Here is a 20,305-nt window from a genome sequence, read left to right on the forward strand (position 1 = left end):
TAAATTAAATTGGGTATTTAAATTAAGCTTATTTTTATAACATGCTATTTTGCTGTTATTTTATTGTATTTTATCTGAAAGGTGGTTCGTTAAACGTTCTTAACTTACGAGAATGTAATTTATCTTCTTCTTCTTTTAATAGCTCAATCGCTTGAATACCAATTTGCAGATGTTCTGATACCGCACCTTCATAAAAATGATTAGCCTGACCAGGCAATTTAATTTCACCATGTAACGGTTTATCTGATACACACAATAAGGTGCCATAAGGAACGCGAAAACGATAACCTTGTGCAGCAATTGTGGCACTTTCCATATCAACAGCGACGGCGCGACTTAAGTTAAATCTTCTCGCTGAAACGGAAAAACGTAATTCCCAGTTGCGATCATCCGTTGTAACAACAGTTCCCGTTCTTAATCTCTGTTTTATTTCATGTCCTGGTTTACCACTAATCATTTTCGTCGCATCATAAAGTGCACGTTGTACTTCCGCAATATTGGGGATAGGAATATCAGGAGGTAAAACGTCATCTAAAATATGATCATCACGTAAATAAGCATGAGCCAAAACATAATCACCAAGTTGCTGGCTTTCACGTAGCCCGCCACAATGACCAATCATTAACCAAACATGAGGGCGTAAAACCGCTAAGTGATCGCAAATTGTTTTCGCATTTGAAGGGCCAACACCAATATTCACTAATGTTATTCCGGGACCTTCTTTAGCAATTAAATGATAGGCAGGCATTTGATATTTCTTCCAAGTTAAATCAGAAATTAACTTTTCAGGATCAACGGTTTCCGCCGTAATTTGCTGAAATCCCGCACAAGAGAGTGCGCAATATGCGCTATTCTTATCTGCAACTTGTTCGCAAGCCCAACGAACAAACTCATCAACATAACGATTATAATTTGTGTATAAAATATAGGGCTGAACGTCTTCAGGTAATGTACCCGTATAATGTTTTAAACGCGCCAGTGAAAAATCAGTACGCAATGCATCAAAATGAGAAAGAGGTAAAATATCCCTATCACTGATTAAACCATCGGTAATTTCATCACCAATTTTAGACAAATCAGTAGTAGGAAAGTATTTTGCTAAAGAGGCACTCATCTTTCTATCAAAACCAATGCCTGTACCATCAATGACAAAAGGATAAGGAATTTCTTGTTTTGAAGCAGTTACTTCAAAAGTAGCATGGTAAGCATCAGCAATAAGTTGCAGTTGTTCTGACAGATAATTTTCAAATAAAGCCGGATTAGTAATCGTGGTAGAATAATTACCTGATTTTGATAATCTACCATAAGCACGCGTTTTATCTTCTGTTTTAACTTCACCATACCAATGTACAGTTAATTGAGGGTAAGCAAATATTCCTTCAGCTCTTTGTTTTATATCTGGTAATTTTCCATCTTGAACATAATCAATAATGGCATTGCGTAATGCATCAACAGCATTTTGATATTGTTGTTTTAACTCATTAATAATTCTTTGAATTTCTAGGTTATGAGGTTGTGGCATAAAAGAGCCTCTTATTTATTATTGGTTTATAACCATAATAGCAAGAAGCTTCTCTATGCCATAGTGCTAAATATTTAGATAGGAATATTCATAATAACTTTTCTGTGGATCTACGCTGATATTTTTATTTTTAACGTTATAGGTAAAAACTAATTGTATATTTTCTTCTAAAAGAGGTATGCTCTTAGAGGGATCAAGTTCCTGATAAACATCATTTTCATCCAATATATTAAAAACCTCTGTTAAATTAGACGGCTTATTGAGTGCATTATCACATAAAAAATGCAATAAATTAATTTTACTTTTGGTATAAGATGTTAGACCTTGATTTATATATTTAGAAAAAAAAGAATCAGCATTTTTTTTACCTAACTCGTCTTTTTCGTTTAATGTTTTTTTATTAGATACAGTAATTACTAGGTTTTCATCTTTATCTTCATCAATCATTATTGTAGATTTTCCATCAATCGGAGAAAAACCCAATAAAAATAAAGGATCTATACCATGAAAAGAATCTTTTACTATATTGAATACACCTTGAGATATTAAATTATAAATGATAATCTTTTTATCAACATCAACATCTTCAAATATTTTTTGTATTTTATTTAAGCCTTCATTCATCAAGTTAAACTTTAGATATTCAATTTTATTTTCTTTCGTCTCTTCATTTTCATTACTTTCATAAATTTTTTTTATCTCTAATTTTAGTATATTTTTGTCAATTAACTCTTTACCCAATAGATGATAATCCATTCTTAATAAATCTTTATGAAGTGTATTAGTAATTTCGTCAAGCGTTACAGAAATTGCATTATTTTTAATTAAATTATTTAAATTTAGTATAAACTCATTGGCATTAACCTTTAACCTCTCAGTCTTTTTTTCAAGATATTTTATATTTTCACTATAGAAAATAGATTCATCGATAACTTCAGCATTTATTTTTCTTTTCATTTCATTAATAATGGATTTCATTACATTTTCTTTTGTCTTCTTTTTATCAATGTTATCTATATTTATCATTCCTTTTTCGTCAAAATAATTAGTATTTTCTTTATTAATGAGTTCTAATATTAAGTATTTAAATACCTCATTATCTAACTCGCAAGTTTTAGGTAACTTTATCTCAATAAGGTTTTCTTGTATTTTTTTTATTTTTTCTATTTCTATTACATCTTCTTCTTTAGTAAATTCATATTTAACATCCACTTTACCAATAGATAAGCACAGTAAATCATCTACTACTTTTATTTTAAAATCATCACTTGAATTATTATTTTTTGATAATTCTTTCATAGCCTCAAAACTTTCTATTCTTTGATATAAACTTGGTTCTTTATTAATAAAAACCTCTTTAATTAAAGATAATATTTTTTCTTTTTCTTCAATATTACCTATATGGAAGAATTTTTGTATTTTTTCCCATATCGTTAATGCTGCAGATACTTCATCAGTTTTTTTTATTTTTTCTATTTTTTGATTTGTAATCTCCACACCACCTACATTTACTTTCATATTTATCCTGTATCCCTTTTTCTTTATTTTATAAAAAGGATAATTTTGAACTAAAAAAATAGATATAAAAAAAACACCTTTAAATTAAGAAATTTATTTCTATTAAATAAAAATTTAAATTGCTAATATACTCAATATTATAGGCAATGTTATTACTGCAAATATCGTTTGAGATGTAATAATCCCTGCCATGAGTTCAGAGTCCCCACCTAATTGTCTGGTTAGAATATAAGACGTGGGTGCCGTTGGTATCGAAAAGAAAATAACCAAAAGCATCATGACTAACGGAGACAAAGCTAAAAAATAAGCAACGCTATATGCTACTATCGGTACAATAAGTAAACGAGTAACAGTATTAATACTAATCATTTTACTTTCTGCTTTTAGCGTCGAAAGGTGTAATGCAGCACCTATACAAATAAGCCCCAAAGGTAAACTGGTTGCTGATAACAACTTGAGAAATTGATCACTACCAAAAGGAAGACCAATTCCTGATAGATTTATTATGATCCCAAGAATACAAGAGATAATTAAAGGGTTTTTTATGATAGGTAATATTAGTTGACGCAATGTCACATTTTGCCCTGCGGTTAAACAAAGTACTGAAGTGACATTTGATAAAGGAACCAGTGTTGCTAATATCAAGGCGGCTATTCCTAATCCTTCAACACCAAATAAATCAGCGACAATAGCTAAACCTAAATAGGTGTTAAATCGAATATTGCCTTGAACGATTGCTCCAAAACGTCCAGCTGGCCAACCTGTGATTTTTTTCAAAATAACACACAAAATAGTGACAATAATGACTACAGAAAAAATAGCTACAGCAAGGTGAGGTAATTGAGGATCAGATAAAGGTGCATTTGCCAAACTATTAATTAGTAAAGCAGGAAAAAGTAAAAAATAATTTAATTTTTCAGCCCCCACCCAAAACGCAGGCTCAAACGTTTTATTTCTTCTTAAAATTGCACCTAGCGCAATTAACGCAAATAACGGCCATAACGTTAATAACACATTTTGCATAATATTTATCCTAGAGATATTGTGATACTTTACAATATCGCAACATTATGCAAATTGCTATTTCATGTTATTTAATATAAAAGCTAATTCAAAAAATGATAAAAATAAATTTATACCGCATTTTAAGTATAGCTTTTTTTATTATTAGTCCATTACAAAACATCTTTTTAAGATGGTTAAAATACAAACAACTAATCTAAATCAATGCACATGCGGTAACAAGGTAAATTTGCTTTTGCTAAATCAGAATAGTAATCACGTTCTTCTAATACTTTAAAACCCTGTTTTAAATAAAATAATACTGCATTAGGTGTGGCATCTAAAAACAACTTGGATTGACCTCTCTTAATTGCCTCATGTTTCAGCTGTTTTAAAATTAGTCCTGCAAATCCTTTTCCCATGTATTCAGGTAATGTAAAAATGGCCTCAGCAAAACCAGTTTTAACATCTAAAAAACCTGAAGCAACAGGAATATTGTATTCTTGATAATCAATCACATAAAATGGATTTTCAATAATAGCCTGCCGATATCCTTCAGGCATTTTATCTGGAGTCCAAGCGGCTAAAATCTCTGATGGATAAACATTCTCACAACCAAATCGCAACGCTTGATTTCGTAAATACCATAACCTTCTGGCTTCTTGTGGTTCAGCGAGTCTAAGTTGAATCATACTTATTTCCATCTTATTCATTAGAATTAACAGCCTCAAATTAGTGAAACAATTTATTCTAATAATGCTTTTTAAATTTTAATTTTTTAGTGTTACTTTTTTAAGAGCGTGATATGTTTTTGAAGAAGGAATAATGTAAGGAAATCTTATGCCTAATTCAACATTGCCTTCATCAATAAAAAAACCTCCTCTTTTGTTGCTGGTTCTCCACTTCCTTTTTATTATCGATTCATCTCGAGTGCAATTAGAGAAATCTACTTTTCCAAAATTTCACTTATTTACCCTAGTAGATCTCAAGCTGAAAATACACATCCAAAGTTAATTCTATGTAGTCATCGGAACAGTGCATTTGATGGTTATGTGGCATTAAAAGCATTAGGAGAGCGATTGGTTATTCGTAGCGTCTTAGATTGCCCAATGGATATTTATTTTGCTAATGAAAAACCTTTAGCTGATGCAATTCTTGCAGATAACCCTACTGAGTGGAATCAGTTACGTCATCATATATACCAAAATAAGGCGGGATATCTAAAAGCAAAATCAGTCACACCACAATGGATCTATGGTGAGGATAGTTGTAATGCACTAAATACAAATGAGCATCAATTAAAGGGACTAGCTGGTAGTGCAGGTATTGTTGAAGGTGAAGTTTATCTTGTTTATGGTCCAGAGAATTTTGCCGAATTTCCGCAGAATGCCATTTTAGTTGCAAGAACAACTAACCCTGCTTGGACAGCACTTTTTTACCGTGCATCTGGCATTATTACAGAAAGTGGTGGGCCATTATCTCATGGTGCGGTTACTGCTAGAGAATTGGGATTACCCACAGTAATGGGTGTTCGCAATATCTTAAATATTTTAAAAAATGGGCAAAAAGTAAGGGTTGATGGACAAAAAGGTATTATAGAAATCTTATCTTAATTATTAGATCAATAATGCCTATTAAGCAGAAAAAGCATCTTTTCAGATGTTTTTTCTATTTTTCATACTATCAATCTGTCTTTTAACTGATTATTTTATTTTTTACTCTCTTTGGCGTCTTTATTAGTATCAATATCGACTTTATAAGCTGATGGTGCAAATAAAGCAACCAACCCAGCGATTAATAATATAGAAAGCAATACCATTAACATAGATGGTGCATTAAATAATAAGTATGGTGTTAATAAAATAGGACTAGCCGTTAAAATAATTGAAATAATAATAGGATAGCCTATACCTATATCTCTTATTCGTTGAGATAAAATAAGTGTAAATATGTAGACTTGTACTATTAAAAACACCATTTCTATTAGGCCATATGGTGTAAAAGAAAAGTGATAGTAAAAATAACTTTCAGTAATTGACTCCATTTTTTCGGGGTAAAGTTCTATATACCATCGATCAGCTAAGTTTTCTGCAATAGAAAAGAAAATTGTCCAAGCAATTTCTAGACCTAAAAAAGAGAGTCTCCCACGTCTTTGTTGTTTCCATTGATAAGCAAGTTTAGCTTGCATAACAAATCCCTTCATTTTTAAATGATAATTTAATCCTTTTAATCCTTTTAATCCTTTTAATCCTTTTAATCCTTTTAATCCTTTTAATCCTTTTAATCCTTTTAATCCTTTTAATCCTTTTAATCCTTTTAATCCTTTTAATCATAATACACTTAATATTTTTATCAAAATAATGTATTAGTTTAAAAAATACTGCTCTTTAATCGATTAAATAAAAGAGCGTATATCATTATTAAAAATTAAAATATTCCACTTGAAAGAAAAATTAAATTATCAATAATCATCTAACCTGCTTATTGATCCACTTAATCTCTTCATTAGTGAATCGAATATTGCTTTCTTTAGTTGTATCAGTATCTAACAAGATTTTATCTTTAATTAATTTACTGACAGGTACAATGATATTGAAATGGTCACCATTTTTAATGTTATATATTTTTAATGGAATATCATGCACCATTGCAACCGCTCGTAGCTCATTAAACTCATTCCAAAAATAATCACGCCCTTCAAAATAGAAAGTTGGTGTTTTTATTGATTTAATATAGCGATATACAGAGCGAACATTAAACTCTTCTTCGTTATTTCTATCAAAAGGCAATTCAACTATCATATCTCCTTCAGCTCTTAATTTAAGATCAGGTATTCCGCCCAAGGAGAAAATAGCTCTAAATTTGTCACTATATTCACTCGCTAATAATGCTCTAGTTCCCCCCGTACTATGTCCAACGACATAGATACGCTTAGAGTCAATATAAGGCAGTGATGCTAAATATTCTCTCGCTGATTCTAAATCTTCTAATTCGCCATAAAACATTTCATAACGACCTGGGTTAGTATTTTCACCTCGGAAAGACGGGATCATCAACACCATATTGGGATCACGGAAAGTTGCACCTGTTTGGTCATTATCAACTGGTTTAGGTTGCCAAAAATAATCATCACCACCAATTCCGCCGTAGCCTCCATTTAACCAAATTACAGCAGGTAATTTCATTTTTTTATTTGCTGGAGGTGGTGTTAAATAGGCATACATATCTCCTGGTTTTGCCGGATATTTAATCACATTAAATATTTCAGGCGGCGCTTCCCAAGGCGGATCAATATTATCAAAACTGTCGTTTATAATTTCTGTTTTAAAGCGTTGATGCGCTTCATATAAAGTTTCATCACGCACTTCAATATCTGCGTTGACAGAAAAAGAACTAGCACATAGCAGGGAAAAAAATAGCGCAGGTACAACTTGTCTAAAACACATTTTATTTATATTCATATCAACTTCCCTATAAATTATTAATTTTGCGTGATAATAGCATAGGTTATTTGGGGTTTATGAATAGGATTTTTAAGGTAAGTGGAAATTAATGCAGAAAAAAGCATCTCGATTGAGATGCTTTAAACGATATAAAATAATTAAATTTTTTAACGTTGATTTACTTATTTTGCACTTGTACGAATCAAGTAATCAAAAGCGCTAAGTGAGGCTTTTGCACCTTCACCAGCTGCAATGATGATTTGCTTATAAGGTACGGTTGTACAGTCGCCGGCAGCAAATACACCTTTGATATTAGTTTCGCCACGAGCATCAACAATAATTTCGCCCATCTTATTACGCTCAACAGTACCTTCTAACCACTGTGTATTAGGTAATAAACCGATTTGAACGAAAATACCTGCTAATGCAATATCATGCATAGAATCATTAGTACGATCTTTATATTTTAGACCGGTTAACTTAGTGCCATCACCATATACTTCTGTAGTTTGCGCATTTAAGATAACTTCTACATTGCTTAAGCTACGTAATTTTTTCTGTAATACTGCATCTGCTCTCATTTCTGGAGCAAATTCTAATACTGTTACATGTTCAACTAAGCCAGCTAAGTCAATTGCAGCTTCAACACCTGAGTTACCACCACCAATAACAGCAACTCTTTTACCTTTAAACAGAGGGCCATCACAATGTGGGCAATAAGTTACACCACGAGTGCGGTATTCATTTTCACCGGGAACATTCATATTTCTCCAGCGAGCACCTGTTGCAATAATTAGGCTACGAGTTTTTAAAATTGCACCTGATGCTGTTTCAATTTGATGTAATTCCCCTTCTGATGCACCCGGAATTAAGCGACTAACAGTTTGGCTATCAATCACATCCACTTGGTAATCATCAACGTGAGCTTTTAATGCACCTGCAAGTTTTGCACCTTCAGTTTTTGGTACTGAGATGTAGTTTTCAATATCAACAGTATCAAGAACTTGACCACCAAAACGTTCGCCAATAAGGCCTGTATTTAAACCTTTACGAGCGGAATAAACAGCTGCAGATGCACCCGCAGGACCACTACCCACAATTAATACATCAAATGCAGCTTTTTGATTCAACAATTCTGCAGTACGTTTTTCTGCATTGCTATCTACTTTGTTAACGATTTCAGCTAAGGTCATACGGCCTTGACCAAACTCGTTACCATTTAAGAATACAGCAGGAACGCCCATGATATTACGTTCCTGAATTTCATTTTGGAACATGCCTCCGTCAATCGCAGTATGTGTGATCTTCGGATTTAAAATCGCCATTAAGTTTAATGCCTGAACAACATCAGGGCAGTTATGACAAGAGAGCGAATAATAGGTTTCGAAATGAAACTCACCGTCTAACTGACGAATTTGTTCAAGTAATTCTTGTGCTTCTTTTGATGGGTGTCCACCAGTTTGCAGTAATGCTAAAACTAATGAAGTAAATTCATGACCTAATGGTGAACCTGCAAAACGAACACCAGTTTCTTTCCCTGGGTTGGTAATAAGAAAAGATGGTTTACGTACATTTGCGTTATTATCTTCACGATAAGTGACTTTATCGGATAATGGTTCGATTTCTTTTAATAGCGCTTGGATATCAGCAGAATGTTTACTGTCGTCTAATGTTGCTACTAATTCAACTGGCTGGGTTAATCGTTCTAAATAAGCTTTCAATTGAGCTTTTAAATTATTATCTAACATTTTTGCACCCTCAATAAAATCGGGTGCCGAAACACCCGATAAATAACTTTTTAGTGGCTTAATTCTTATTTAGATTTTGCCAACTAAATCCAGTGATGGAGCTAAAGTTGCATCACCTTCTTTCCATTTTGCTGGGCAAACTTCGCCTGGGTGGCTAGCTACATACTGAGCAGCTTTAACTTTACGCAGCAGGTCTGATGCATCACGGCCAATACCTTCAGCTGTGATTTCAATTGCTTGGATGATACCTTGTGGGTCAACAACGAAAGTACCACGGTCTGCAAGACCTTCGTTCTCACGCATATTTTCGAAGTTACGAGTTAATGCGCCAGTTGGATCGCCAATCATGCCATATTTGATTTTACCGATAGTTTCTGAGCTGCTATGCCATGCTTTATGGGTAAAATGTGTGTCAGTAGAAACTGAGTAAATTTCTACGCCCATTTTTTGGAACTCAGCATAATGATCAGCTAAGTCACCTAATTCAGTTGGGCACACAAAAGTGAAGTCTGCAGGGTAAAAGAAGAAAACGCTCCATTTGCCTTCGACGTCCTTTTCAGTCACTTCAACGAATTGACCGTCTTTAAATGCCATGTTTTTGAATGGTTTGATTGGGGTATTAATTAAAGACATTGTATTTCCTCCTGTTTGGTATGGGACTAATGTACCTATTCCATTTGAGAATAGCTAATACATTCCTGCTATCAGTTCAATAGGTTTTACCTAATGAGTTGAAGAAATTGATAGAGATAGGTTAACGAAATGTAGCTATTAAAGCAAATGGACAACAAGTCAATTACGCCTACTTTCTATTAGCCTACTCTCTGTTTAATATCCTTAGCTTCAGCAACGAAATGATTATAACATTATGAATTATAAAATTAATATTCAATCCAGCATAGATAGATTCAATATTATTGCGCTAATTTGGCAGGTTTAAGAATAGTATAAGTACATTCAAATGCTGCCTTTTGAATACGATAAACATCTTGGCTATCTGTTGTGGATTGCACAACGGCATCGCCCGATTGAAAACGTTGTAATTCTCCCCAAGGAGCCTTCATTGCAAACGCGGGTGTAGATTCAGGCACAATAAAATAATTCATTTCGATACCTTTAGGGATAAAAGGCTGATAATTATCGGGATAAGACGTTATATTGATTTTGATCTTATTTTTATCTGTTTCGCTATAACGCTGAATAAATTTGTTTTTCCTTACCAGGATTTCCTCATTACCTGTTTCTGGGCAAATATTTTGTACTACCCAATCTCCTGCTTTTGCAGGTTCTGAAACTGTTTCAATCCCTTCACCTTTAATTATCGTTGTAATGATCTCACCTTCTTTGGCTGGTCTTGCTAGGACAGGCTTTGTTTTAATTGCAACACCAGTGATCCCCGCTTGCTGAGCTTGCGTAAAGTAAGCGACACGTTCTTTTTGCGGTAATTGAGAAAGATCATTAGCAAACACAAATGAAGGAATTAAGGTTAAGCCTATTAATAGTGGTTTTGTTCTATTTTTCTTATAGGTCTTGTCGTTATTTGAATTACTGCGTTGTATATAGAAAGGCATTGAATTGTTTCCTGATAAATATCATCTGCACTTAATACGCTAGTCAGCGTCTGTAAACATTAAACCGATTATGGCAGGAAATAAAACAATGGCACGAGTAAAATCAGATACCTAGTCGAAAAAGATCAAAAAATCGAGAGATCTCACAACTTAGAAAAGAGAACATGTAATTAAGAGAAAAAAGGTTCAAGTCGTTAAATAAAACGTTAGGATATTTCTTCATCAAACCTATTTAATTAAAAGGAATTACTTATGCAAATAATTTACCCTGATGACTATTCAAAAACAGGAAAACCTGATGAGGCCTTTGAACAAGAATATCGTTGCGCTCAAATGCTAAATATTCATTGTTTGTTACTCTCATCAGAAGATATGGCATTGGGCAAATATAAGTTTTCACATCCTTTTAAATCAGACTCTCCTGTTATTTGGCGTGGATGGATGCTAAATAAAGACGAATATCAACAGCTATACCATGCTGTGAATACTCATGGTGGTCAAATGCTTGAAACTTCTGAAGATTATATCCGTAACCATCATATAACGGGTTGGTATGAAAATTGTAAAGAGTTCACACCAAGAACAGTTATCACAACTATGGATACTGACTTTGAAAGCTTAACTAACCAACTTCAATGACCAGCTTACTTTGTAAAAGACTATGTAAAATCTTTAACAACCACGAGAGGTTCCATCGCTAAAAATGCAGATGAAATTAGAGAAATACTAAAACTTATTGCACAGTTTAGGGGAAACATTGAAGGTGGTGTAAGTCTTCGCTATGTTGAGGAATTTATTAATGATAGTGAGCGCAGATATTTTGTTTTAAATAAGAAAATATTCTCTGCGGATGATGAAATTCCTGAGTTTGTAAAAAAAGTAGCGCAGCATGTAAACACACCCTTCTATTCCATTGATGTAGTCAAAAATGCAGTAGGAGAATTACGTTTAGTTGAAATTGGTGATGGGCAAGTTTCAGACATTAAAGAGTGGTCAGCTGAAAAGTTAGTTAAGGCTTTTTTCTTATCGGGTATCTGATGTTTTATGTCCCAACACTGAGCAAACTATATAAAAATATAAAGACCTCAATTAGCCAACAATACGCTGTATCTTGAAGTCTTTATATAAAATCAATCTCTAACAAGAAGTACTAAAAATAAAGTTAAAATAGATACTTAAAGCGAATACGGGCACCATAACGATCTTTATCACTGCTATTTACATTAATGTCGTCTTTACCATCTATACGTGAATAATAAGCACCTAAATAGGTTTTAAAATTATCCATATCTAAAATATTAGGCAGTTCATAAGAAGCAAATACAGTGTTGATATTGTACTTACCAGGATTGAGCGTTAAATAGGTGTCATTTTGACCACTGCTATTCCCGTTTTTGTGATAGTAAGTTTTAATATCATTATGAGCATAAATATAACCAAGTTGAAATTTACGCCACAACACATTACTACCAATAGAAAAATCATTTTCATCTTTAGCGTCGAGATAAGCAGCACTTAAATTTGCAACAATACCGTTAATAGGATCATCAGCTAAAGTGTCCCATTTTACAGTTAAGCCATAACCTGTACGTCGCGATTGATCTTGGAATTTTCCATTTTCATCATCATAGCCATAGGCTTTGTTTATCACATTTGCATCTATTGCTCCTGCAATAGTTAAATTATCTTTCTGCCATGCAACAACAGGACGCATATAAATAACATTTTTGTGATTATCAAGTTTACGTCCATGATATTCATTGTCTTTAAAAACAGAAGTTCCATCTTCAACTAAAGCATTTAGCTCAAAATACCAGTCGTTATAGTGTGTATTAACCATCATACTACCACCGTCACTACTACGACCTCGCCCTTCTTTCATCATATAGATATAGCCAAAACCATCACCATATAAATCATTTGCTGTATTACCTGAATACTCAACAAATGTATCTTGGTTTAGAGGGAACATGTCGTAAGCTTCATAACGACCAATTTTATATTGCCATTTATCGCGTTGACCAAAGTAGAAAACAGCATCATCTAGATTCATTTTACCTGTCATGTCAGCCATAGGCTGAGCACGAAAACCAGCATAATTGCCGTTTTTTAATTCTCGTTCACCATCCACACCAATTAAAATGCGCCCGTTAAGTGACCATTTTTCATTATCATCAAAGTCTTTTTGATTACCGGGCATCATTCTCATCGAGGTTAGTTGCCCTTTTTTACTCGCCGCATCGATATTATATTCAACGTCACCATACAATTTGAGATCACCCCAATTTGTATTGGTAGAGAAAAAGCCCGTACCTTCTTTATTTTTCGTACTAGCAAGCTGAGCCGATTGTTTTTGTTGGATTTCATTAAGCTGAGTTTGTGCAATGTTTACTTTTGCTTGAGCCCCATCAGATTGCTTTTCTAATATAGCAACGCGTTGCTCCATGCCGACGGTTGTAACATGATCCGTTTTAGATAGGCTGTTGGAATTAATTAATTGCTCAAGGCGAGCCGCTTTTTGTTCTGCGGCAGCGGCTCTAGCTTCAGCAGCAGTTGCACGTTGTTCAAGTGCATTTAATCTTGCTTCAATAGCACTTATATCAGTTTGTGCATTTGCACATAATGGCGTAGCGAGTATTAAACTTATCACAACAGATAATGCTTTTACTTTCATTCGAATATTCCTAAATTAGCAAATGTTGGTTTAACAGGTACGGCAAATACATAACAATCAATTTAGTTGATTGATTGTTCTATCTAGTGAGCGTATTGTTATTTTTATTCGATAATATTTTTATAAATATCAATCAGTTATTCGCATCATTATTTCTATTCTTAACAATAAATAAACCGATACCTCATCACTTTGCCATTATTTATGCTGACTAGCGTCCTACATCATAAGTAAGGCTACGTTTGAACTAAGGTACTTATTCTCGTTTAAGTACTTACAAACGCTTATTATTTTGATTCAGTATTTAATTTATTATTTCAAGCATATCTCTGGTTTAAGTTTTCAAATTTTATAATGGGTTCACTAGCTAAATAAAATAATAGTTAATATGGAACATTTCCACAATCATTTGTGATTTTTTTGAGGTTAGTACAATAACCTAAGAAAAACGATGTAATCCTCATCAAAAAATGATGATTTACAAATAAATGAAGTTAAGGATTAACTTAGATAGCGATAGAAGATAAAGAGAGTTTTATCAGGAATTAGGCGGCTTTGATATTTAGAAACCATTTATAATGATAACAAGTGGGTAGGAATAGCTTGATTGAAGGGAAAATAACAGAGGTCATATCATTATAACCTCCGTCCATCATTATCATATTCTGCCAGGTTTACGTAACGCTCTACGAAAATAAGAAACTGGCATTTTAGGGCAAATTTGTTCTTTTACTGCTGGATTATTTTCCAAATCATCTTTGTCTATTTCATTATTTCTTCTTGAATTTTGTAGCTGAGTATCTGTTTTATTCATCTTCCCTTTCCTCTGAGATCAATGCCTCATTGATAGCTTCAATTTTCTCAACTGCTTCATTAAGAATAGAAGCAATACGTCCTGCTCTTTCCACAGAGAGCTCTTTTAATACTAATTTATGGCGTAAAACTGCTTTTAATTTACCAACAGCAGATTCAATTTCCTCAGAAACACCACCTGCGTTTTGAGATAAATCTCTCGCATAAGCCAGTTTCTTTTGAATATTGGCATCTATATCCTGATGTTCTGCTAAAAATGCAGTGCCTTCAGGTGTAATGCTGTAGTTTTTACGGCCTTTTTCAGCAATCGTCGCAACTAATAGATCTTGCTCTTCAAGTAGTGTTAGCGTTGGATAAATAACACCTGGGCTAGGTACATATAATCCTGAAGATGCCTCATCTATTTCTCTAATAATTTCATAACCATGGCTTGGTTTTTTCGAGATCATGCTAAGTAGCAGAACGCGTAAATCACCATGATCAAACATACGTTTTAACTGGCGACCTTGGCCTTTACCTCTGCCACCGCATCCACGACCACGTTGTTTTCCATGCCCTTCAGAACCATGCTCACCATGACAACACTCACCACGACCTTCATGTCCATGACCGTGTTCACCATGACGGCATTCGCTACGACCTTCATGTCCATGACTGTGTTCACCATGACGGCATTCGCCACGACCTTCGTGTCCATGACCGTGTTCACCATGACAGCATTCGCCACGACCTTCGTGTCCATGACTGTGTTCACCATGACAGCAATGCTCACCATGATTTTCTTGGTGCTGGCTATGTTTGCCTTTACCACCACAACGCCCTTTTCCGTGACCATGTCCGCCATTTTCAGCACGTTGTTGATAAAGTGAGTTTAATGCTCGAATCATCATAAATATTCCCTCATTGTTTTAGATATATCGAATTCATGGGGTGTAATATAATCCGATATATCTAAATGATCAAGTTTTAGATATATCTAAATACACATCTAAATTCTCTTTCTTATTAACAATATGATTTATCTATGATTATATCTTTCAAACGTAGCCTTAATTATGAATGATTATCATTCTCTGGCTTGCTTTTACGTGCTATCAATAAAAATAAAAGAAGATAATTAACAATAATGAATAAAAAGCAGACACCTTTAGCTTTAGATGCACACAAAAAAGAACATATTTACAATACAAGGAGTGACACTGTCACCTTTGATTCATTTAAAAAAAGCGAAGATAATGAGTAACAACCCACTACTTCGCTTTTTAACAAAATTTATTTTAATTGTAGGAAATATAAAAAAGAGATATTGCTACTGGTCTAATGCGGATAAAACTACTTTCTTAATATATTGATATCCAGCTTCAATTTGTTGATCATCACAAATTTCAGTACTTTTTATAGTAAGCTGCAACAAATTTAAGTATTTGATAGTTTCCCACTCATTGTTATCAAAACCGCACTCAGAACAAAACTGCGCTGGTGCATCATCGCTATTACGAGCACAAAACGTTAATAAACTTAAATCTTGTTTATGATGACTTTTTATAACCAAGTTTTCATAGATTGTTTTATTCAGATCATTTTGCGTTTCTAAGTCCTTATTTCCTTTCTTTACAATCGCAAAATTTAGTTTATTAAAGTCAGATACAGATAAAATACGAATATAATAGTGATCACCTTCTTTTTCGAAAGCTGCGGCTTGATTAAAAAACTGCTCAAGTTTGACACGCGTTTCCCATTGTATTTGTGCATATTTTCCATATCCAGATGAAGTAAAAGGATAGAGTTGATGCACACTCCACATCGACGCCACTGCCGGTGCGGATTGAATACCATCAATTTCAGGAACGTTATCTGCTTGATCTGGACATAATCTAGGGGGATTTGTTAAAAAACGACTAAGACGCGCATCTTTAATACATACTACACCAGTTGGATATGGTGAAAATCCAGCTTGAAATGGTTCAAAAGAGACTGAATCAGCGAAAGAAAGTTGTGTGATGCTTTCATATATTTCAGATGTCAATTGCAGTAGTGGTGCTTCTTTCTTTAATTTCTTACATAAAATCTGATAAGGAATAAGATCATAATTGTCATCAAGAAATAAGCTTTTCATATAACCAAATTGCGATGCATCAATATGGATATAAAATGAATTGTTGTATTTTTCCTCACACTCTTTTCTTAGTTCAAAAAGTGGTTTTAACTTATCAACACAACCATAAGACGGTGTGCCTAATATTCCTATAACGCCAAGAATAGGCTCGCCTTGTTCAATCAGGCGAAAAACAATACTGCGTGTTTTTTCAATATCGGTTTTAAATGTTTCATCAATAGGCAATGCAATAAGATTGTCATATCCCAACCCAAGGATATCCATTGCTTTTTTCCAAAATTCAAAACGGGAAACAGGAACAAGCAGTTTTCCTAAATGCATTGTTTTTGTCATGCCTGTTCCTCGGCATGTTAAATGACTAACATCATCAAAAATCCCACGCTCATTGAGTTGTTCGCTTATTGCTAAAATATCTGTGACAGACATATTGAATAACTCAAAGGCTTTTTTATCTGCAACCAAATCCCGTGATTTTGGATGACGAGCAATTGCCATTGGTAATGTTTTTAAATTTCTAAGTGCCCATAATATTTCATAGCAAGCAAGAGTATGGCTTGTTGTGATATGACCAAATGCATCTTCTGATGAGAAACCGATTAATTTACAGAGATCATCTGTAATTTTCTTTTCTTGTTCTTTTAGTAAGGGGGAATGATTATTAAAAACATTATCTGAGTTGCATGCTAATGCAGAAAGATAACCAAATTTCGCCAATTGCATCACTTGTGAATGATGATGGGAAAAATAAGGTTCAATATCAGATTGATTATAATTATTTTGTTGTTTTAAAGTTTCTAAAATACGTTCATAAGCATTATCTACTGCTTTTTTTTCAATAGTGTTACTTTTTATTTTAGCGTCTAAACTCTCGCTATTATTTCTTTTCATTTTATTTGCTTTAGGAAAAGAATACTCACTATTCATTAGTATTTTTGCCATCTCTCGATGATAACATGTAAGAATATCAATGGTTCGGGTATGGTATACACGCTCTGTAGCACTCAGACAGGTTTGTTTGTAATTTGCCATCATCGCACCTATATATAAATTTTTATTATCTGTTTTAATGAAATTTGTGTTTATTAATCGTCAATAATTAATCTTTATTCAAATGATATACTACATGATGAGTAAGAATCTTCTTTATTTTATTGATATCAGTTAACATTTTTCTAGTTTGATTTAAGCAAAAGATACTTTAATGATAAATGATTTAGCTTTATTTGTTAGTTTACTAAATTCACTATTAATTTTGATTTAAGTTATATTTCTGTAAATGTGATATTATTTTTGATAAGGTCAATATTTAAATCTACCTTAATCAGAATTAATGAATATTTCTATTGCTTAATATCTATTAAAAAGAATAGATATTAAATTACTTATCTAAAATAAGAATTTATTTATTTAAATGTTATTCATTTTTTCTTCAATACATAAAAAAACACATGAAATATTTAACATGTGTTTTTCGGAATATTCGCTTTTTAGAAAGTAACAGAAGTGCTTACTCTTATATCAAATACGTTTTAAGCACTCTTATTTTTACTCTTTTCCGTTATAAGATAAGATTTCAAGCATTACCTTACCAATTAAATCACCAGACTCCATTAACTCATGTGCTTTACCCACTTCTTTTAATGGAAAAATAGCATTAATGATTGGTTTAATTTTTCCTTCAGCAATAAGTGGCCACACTTGCTGTTTTAATTCTTGCGCTATTTGTGCTTTCTCTTCTATTGAGCGAGATCGCATCGTTGAACCAGTATGAATTAAACGCTTAATCATCATTGGCATCATATTTAAATTTTTAGGCATTCCTTTCATCATGCCCACTTGTATAACGCGCCCAAACTTGCTGGCAACTTGATAATTTTTTTCTACGTAATCCCCACCAATAATATCGAGAATAACATCAACGCCTTTCCCTTCAGTTAAAATAGGAATTTCTTTAGCAAAATCGGCCTGTTTGTAATTGATGACATAATCAGCGCCGAGTGCGCGGGCTGTGGCAGCTTTTTCTTCAGAGCCAACTGTTGTATAAACTGTCGCACCTATTGTGTGAGCAAGCATGATGGCAGTTGATCCTATTCCCGATGTTCCACCATGAATAAGAACAGATTCACCTTGTTTTAGTTTTCCTAACTGAAATAAATTAGCCCAGACAGTAAAGAAATTCTCAGGCAATGCTGCTGCTTCAATGTCCGTTAAATTCATTGACGGTAATGCGATATCTTCATGCGCAATACAATATTGAGCGTAACCACCACCAGCAACTAAAGCACAGACTCTATCGCCCAACTGCCATTTAGTGCAACTTTCCCCTAATGCAACAACCTCTCCAGCAACTTCAAGACCTGGAATAGGTGAAGCATCTGCTGGTGGCGGATAACTGCCTTGACGTTGAAAAATATCAGGGCGATTCACACCAGAAGCTGCAACTTTGATCAAAAGATAATGTGGAGGAAGTGGCGGTATCGGTGATAGTTGGGGTTGTAATTTATCTATACCACCAGGCTCTATAATGGCAATTTCTAACATATCCGCAGGTAAAACAGTTGTTTTCATCATATGCTCCCATTTTATTTTGCCACTCTCAAAACTTAATAATAAATAAAATTAACATGTTATCTCTCACTTTAATAAGGATGTGAGCTTATTAAGCAATAAATAACTTAAGTCTATTTGAGAGAGATTATAACCAACCTTGCTTCTGATGTTGTATGCAAATCGGGCACAATTTTGCATCTGGAGTCCAAGATAAGAAGGCTAAACGACATTTTTCACAGTGGGCATTATAATAATGGTAATGTGTTGGTTCGTTATTTTTAGCAACTTGTTCATTAACATGGATAGATTTAGGAAAACAAACCACTTCACAATTCATGCAACCCGTACAACGCTTTTCATCAAGCATGAACATATTGTTTTCAAGTTTAATCGCACCTTCATCACACACTTTGGCGCAGGCAGAGCAAAGAATACAGCTGTCTTTGTCTAACTGAATTTGGAACCAACTATCTTCAGGATAAAGTTGTTTTCTTGCATTTAATCCTGTTCTTACTTGATTTTTATTGAGCGGTTTTTCATCTAATTTTTGACGAAAAAGCATAAAACGACGTCCGCTATCAATATCAGTAGGCTCTGTGATAATTAATTGCCAAATAGGCTCTTGTAATGTTTTTAGTTGAAGATTTAAGTTTGCTAAAACAGGAAGCCATTTATCCACTAAAGGCTGTGCTATCTTCATTCCTCTAATTTGATATTGGCGATGCCACACTAATAATTCTTCTGTACTTGCTAACGGTTCATCATGATTAACAACAAGGTAATTATCTTGGTGTGTTCTTTCGTGAGGCGCGATATTTTCTATCGCGTCAACGGGACAGGTAAATAGACAATTACCACATTGAAAACAGAGTTCATTGTCTATTTTTACATCTAAGTGAGCAAAAGTGATAGCGCCCACAGGGCAAACTTTGGAACAACTATCACATAGGCTTTGTTTGAGGCGTTTTCTAACACATTTATCATTAATAATCGGTTCAGGAGGAAGATCTACCTTAATAAAACGCCTCATACATCACTACTCCACTACTTAACAATAAAAAATGCAAAACGATTAAGAATTTCTGCAATCAGTATTATTGCGCTACTTGCTAACACCATACGCAATCCTGAAGTAAATACAGCATTACGATATTTCCATACACTGTATCCCATCATTAAAATATCAAGAACTGACATAAGCTATGCAGATATTCTTAATCCGAATGTTTCATTATACGCAATGATAGGCGTGTGAGGGAACGTTATTGCATCATTTGTTGAAATGACTGCTTCAAGGTAGCATTAAGTTGTATCAAAAATACATCTAGTTAACTTTACCTAATCTTTT

General features: G+C 33.7%; 19 protein-coding genes. 3 read left to right on the forward strand and 16 right to left on the reverse strand.

Annotated features, from left to right (window positions below; all coding sequences use genetic code 11):
- Window positions 1-70 precede the first annotated feature (70 nt).
- The 4 genes from JEP71_RS01700 to JEP71_RS01715 form a co-directional block, all read right to left on the reverse strand.
- On the reverse strand, window positions 71-1,522 hold the full coding sequence (locus JEP71_RS01700; RefSeq protein ID WP_196734528.1) for an AMP nucleosidase: 1,452 nt from the start codon (window positions 1,520-1,522) through the stop codon (window positions 71-73).
- Between the two features lie 66 nt (window positions 1,523-1,588).
- The gene (locus JEP71_RS01705) at window positions 1,589-3,040 is read right to left on the reverse strand and encodes a hypothetical protein (RefSeq protein ID WP_198625651.1); all 1,452 of its coding nucleotides are present in this window, start codon (window positions 3,038-3,040) and stop codon (window positions 1,589-1,591) included.
- A 114-nt stretch (window positions 3,041-3,154) separates the two neighbouring features.
- The gene (locus JEP71_RS01710) at window positions 3,155-4,063 is read right to left on the reverse strand and encodes an AEC family transporter (protein WP_198625652.1); all 909 of its coding nucleotides are present in this window, start codon (window positions 4,061-4,063) and stop codon (window positions 3,155-3,157) included.
- Between the two features lie 191 nt (window positions 4,064-4,254).
- Window positions 4,255-4,755: a GNAT family N-acetyltransferase gene (locus JEP71_RS01715; RefSeq protein WP_232797451.1), complete on the reverse strand. Its 501-nt coding sequence runs from the start codon at window positions 4,753-4,755 to the stop codon at window positions 4,255-4,257.
- A gap of 339 nt (window positions 4,756-5,094) precedes the next feature.
- Here JEP71_RS01715 and JEP71_RS01720 point away from each other — a divergent pair, with 339 nt between their 5' ends.
- Window positions 5,095-5,655: a PEP-utilizing enzyme gene (locus JEP71_RS01720; protein WP_311748453.1), complete on the forward strand. Its 561-nt coding sequence runs from the start codon at window positions 5,095-5,097 to the stop codon at window positions 5,653-5,655.
- Window positions 5,656-5,750: 95 nt separating this feature from the next.
- On the opposite strand, the gene JEP71_RS01725 is transcribed toward JEP71_RS01720, so the two are convergent.
- The 5 genes from JEP71_RS01725 to JEP71_RS01745 all read right to left on the reverse strand — a co-directional run bounded on the left by JEP71_RS01725 (window position 5,751) and on the right by JEP71_RS01745 (window position 10,804).
- Window positions 5,751-6,230, reverse strand: coding sequence for a hypothetical protein (locus JEP71_RS01725; RefSeq protein WP_232797452.1), 480 nt, complete (start codon window positions 6,228-6,230; stop codon window positions 5,751-5,753).
- A 280-nt stretch (window positions 6,231-6,510) separates the two neighbouring features.
- Window positions 6,511-7,503 (reverse strand): alpha/beta hydrolase family protein, encoded by a 993-nt coding sequence (locus JEP71_RS01730; RefSeq protein ID WP_198619477.1) that lies wholly within the window; start codon window positions 7,501-7,503, stop codon window positions 6,511-6,513.
- A gap of 164 nt (window positions 7,504-7,667) precedes the next feature.
- The gene (gene ahpF / locus JEP71_RS01735) at window positions 7,668-9,233 is read right to left on the reverse strand and encodes an alkyl hydroperoxide reductase subunit F (RefSeq protein ID WP_198619452.1); all 1,566 of its coding nucleotides are present in this window, start codon (window positions 9,231-9,233) and stop codon (window positions 7,668-7,670) included.
- Window positions 9,234-9,302: 69 nt separating this feature from the next.
- Window positions 9,303-9,866 (reverse strand): alkyl hydroperoxide reductase subunit C, encoded by a 564-nt coding sequence (ahpC, locus tag JEP71_RS01740; protein ID WP_006536680.1) that lies wholly within the window; start codon window positions 9,864-9,866, stop codon window positions 9,303-9,305.
- A 281-nt stretch (window positions 9,867-10,147) separates the two neighbouring features.
- On the reverse strand, window positions 10,148-10,804 hold the full coding sequence (locus tag JEP71_RS01745) for a hypothetical protein (protein ID WP_232797453.1): 657 nt from the start codon (window positions 10,802-10,804) through the stop codon (window positions 10,148-10,150).
- Window positions 10,805-11,056: 252 nt separating this feature from the next.
- Between JEP71_RS01745 and JEP71_RS17475 the strand changes: the two genes are divergently transcribed.
- Window positions 11,057-11,443 (forward strand): hypothetical protein, encoded by a 387-nt coding sequence (locus JEP71_RS17475; protein ID WP_232797454.1) that lies wholly within the window; start codon window positions 11,057-11,059, stop codon window positions 11,441-11,443.
- Window positions 11,444-11,527: 84 nt separating this feature from the next.
- Window positions 11,528-11,842 carry an ATP-grasp domain-containing protein gene (locus JEP71_RS17685; protein ID WP_442958804.1) on the forward strand — a complete coding sequence of 105 codons (315 nt, stop codon included), beginning with the start codon at window positions 11,528-11,530 and terminating at the stop codon, window positions 11,840-11,842.
- A 124-nt stretch (window positions 11,843-11,966) separates the two neighbouring features.
- Here JEP71_RS17685 and JEP71_RS01755 read toward each other — a convergent pair whose 3' ends face one another.
- From JEP71_RS01755 to JEP71_RS01785, 7 genes are all read right to left on the reverse strand, one after another.
- Complete coding sequence (locus JEP71_RS01755) at window positions 11,967-13,478, reverse strand: carbohydrate porin (protein ID WP_198625654.1); 1,512 nt, start codon at window positions 13,476-13,478, stop codon at window positions 11,967-11,969.
- 658 nt (window positions 13,479-14,136) lie between these two features.
- Window positions 14,137-14,292: a hypothetical protein gene (locus JEP71_RS01760; protein ID WP_164996164.1), complete on the reverse strand. Its 156-nt coding sequence runs from the start codon at window positions 14,290-14,292 to the stop codon at window positions 14,137-14,139.
- Window positions 14,285-15,181, reverse strand: coding sequence for a PadR family transcriptional regulator (locus JEP71_RS01765; RefSeq protein WP_198625655.1), 897 nt, complete (start codon window positions 15,179-15,181; stop codon window positions 14,285-14,287). The genes JEP71_RS01760 and JEP71_RS01765 overlap by 8 nt, the downstream gene beginning before the upstream one ends.
- Before the next feature lie 419 nt (window positions 15,182-15,600).
- Window positions 15,601-17,436 carry a pyridoxal-dependent decarboxylase gene (locus JEP71_RS01770; RefSeq protein WP_198625656.1) on the reverse strand — a complete coding sequence of 612 codons (1,836 nt, stop codon included), beginning with the start codon at window positions 17,434-17,436 and terminating at the stop codon, window positions 15,601-15,603.
- 516 nt (window positions 17,437-17,952) lie between these two features.
- The gene (locus JEP71_RS01775) at window positions 17,953-18,978 is read right to left on the reverse strand and encodes an NAD(P)H-quinone oxidoreductase (RefSeq protein ID WP_198620021.1); all 1,026 of its coding nucleotides are present in this window, start codon (window positions 18,976-18,978) and stop codon (window positions 17,953-17,955) included.
- Between the two features lie 124 nt (window positions 18,979-19,102).
- On the reverse strand, window positions 19,103-19,987 hold the full coding sequence (locus JEP71_RS01780; protein ID WP_198625657.1) for a 4Fe-4S binding protein: 885 nt from the start codon (window positions 19,985-19,987) through the stop codon (window positions 19,103-19,105).
- A 14-nt stretch (window positions 19,988-20,001) separates the two neighbouring features.
- Entirely contained in the window at window positions 20,002-20,154 is a 153-nt protein-coding gene (locus JEP71_RS01785; RefSeq protein ID WP_198625658.1) for a hypothetical protein, read from the reverse strand.
- Between the last annotated feature and the right edge of the window lie 151 nt (window positions 20,155-20,305).

Source organism: Proteus sp. PR00224 (assembly GCF_016238105.1).
GTDB lineage: Bacteria > Pseudomonadota > Gammaproteobacteria > Enterobacterales > Enterobacteriaceae > Proteus.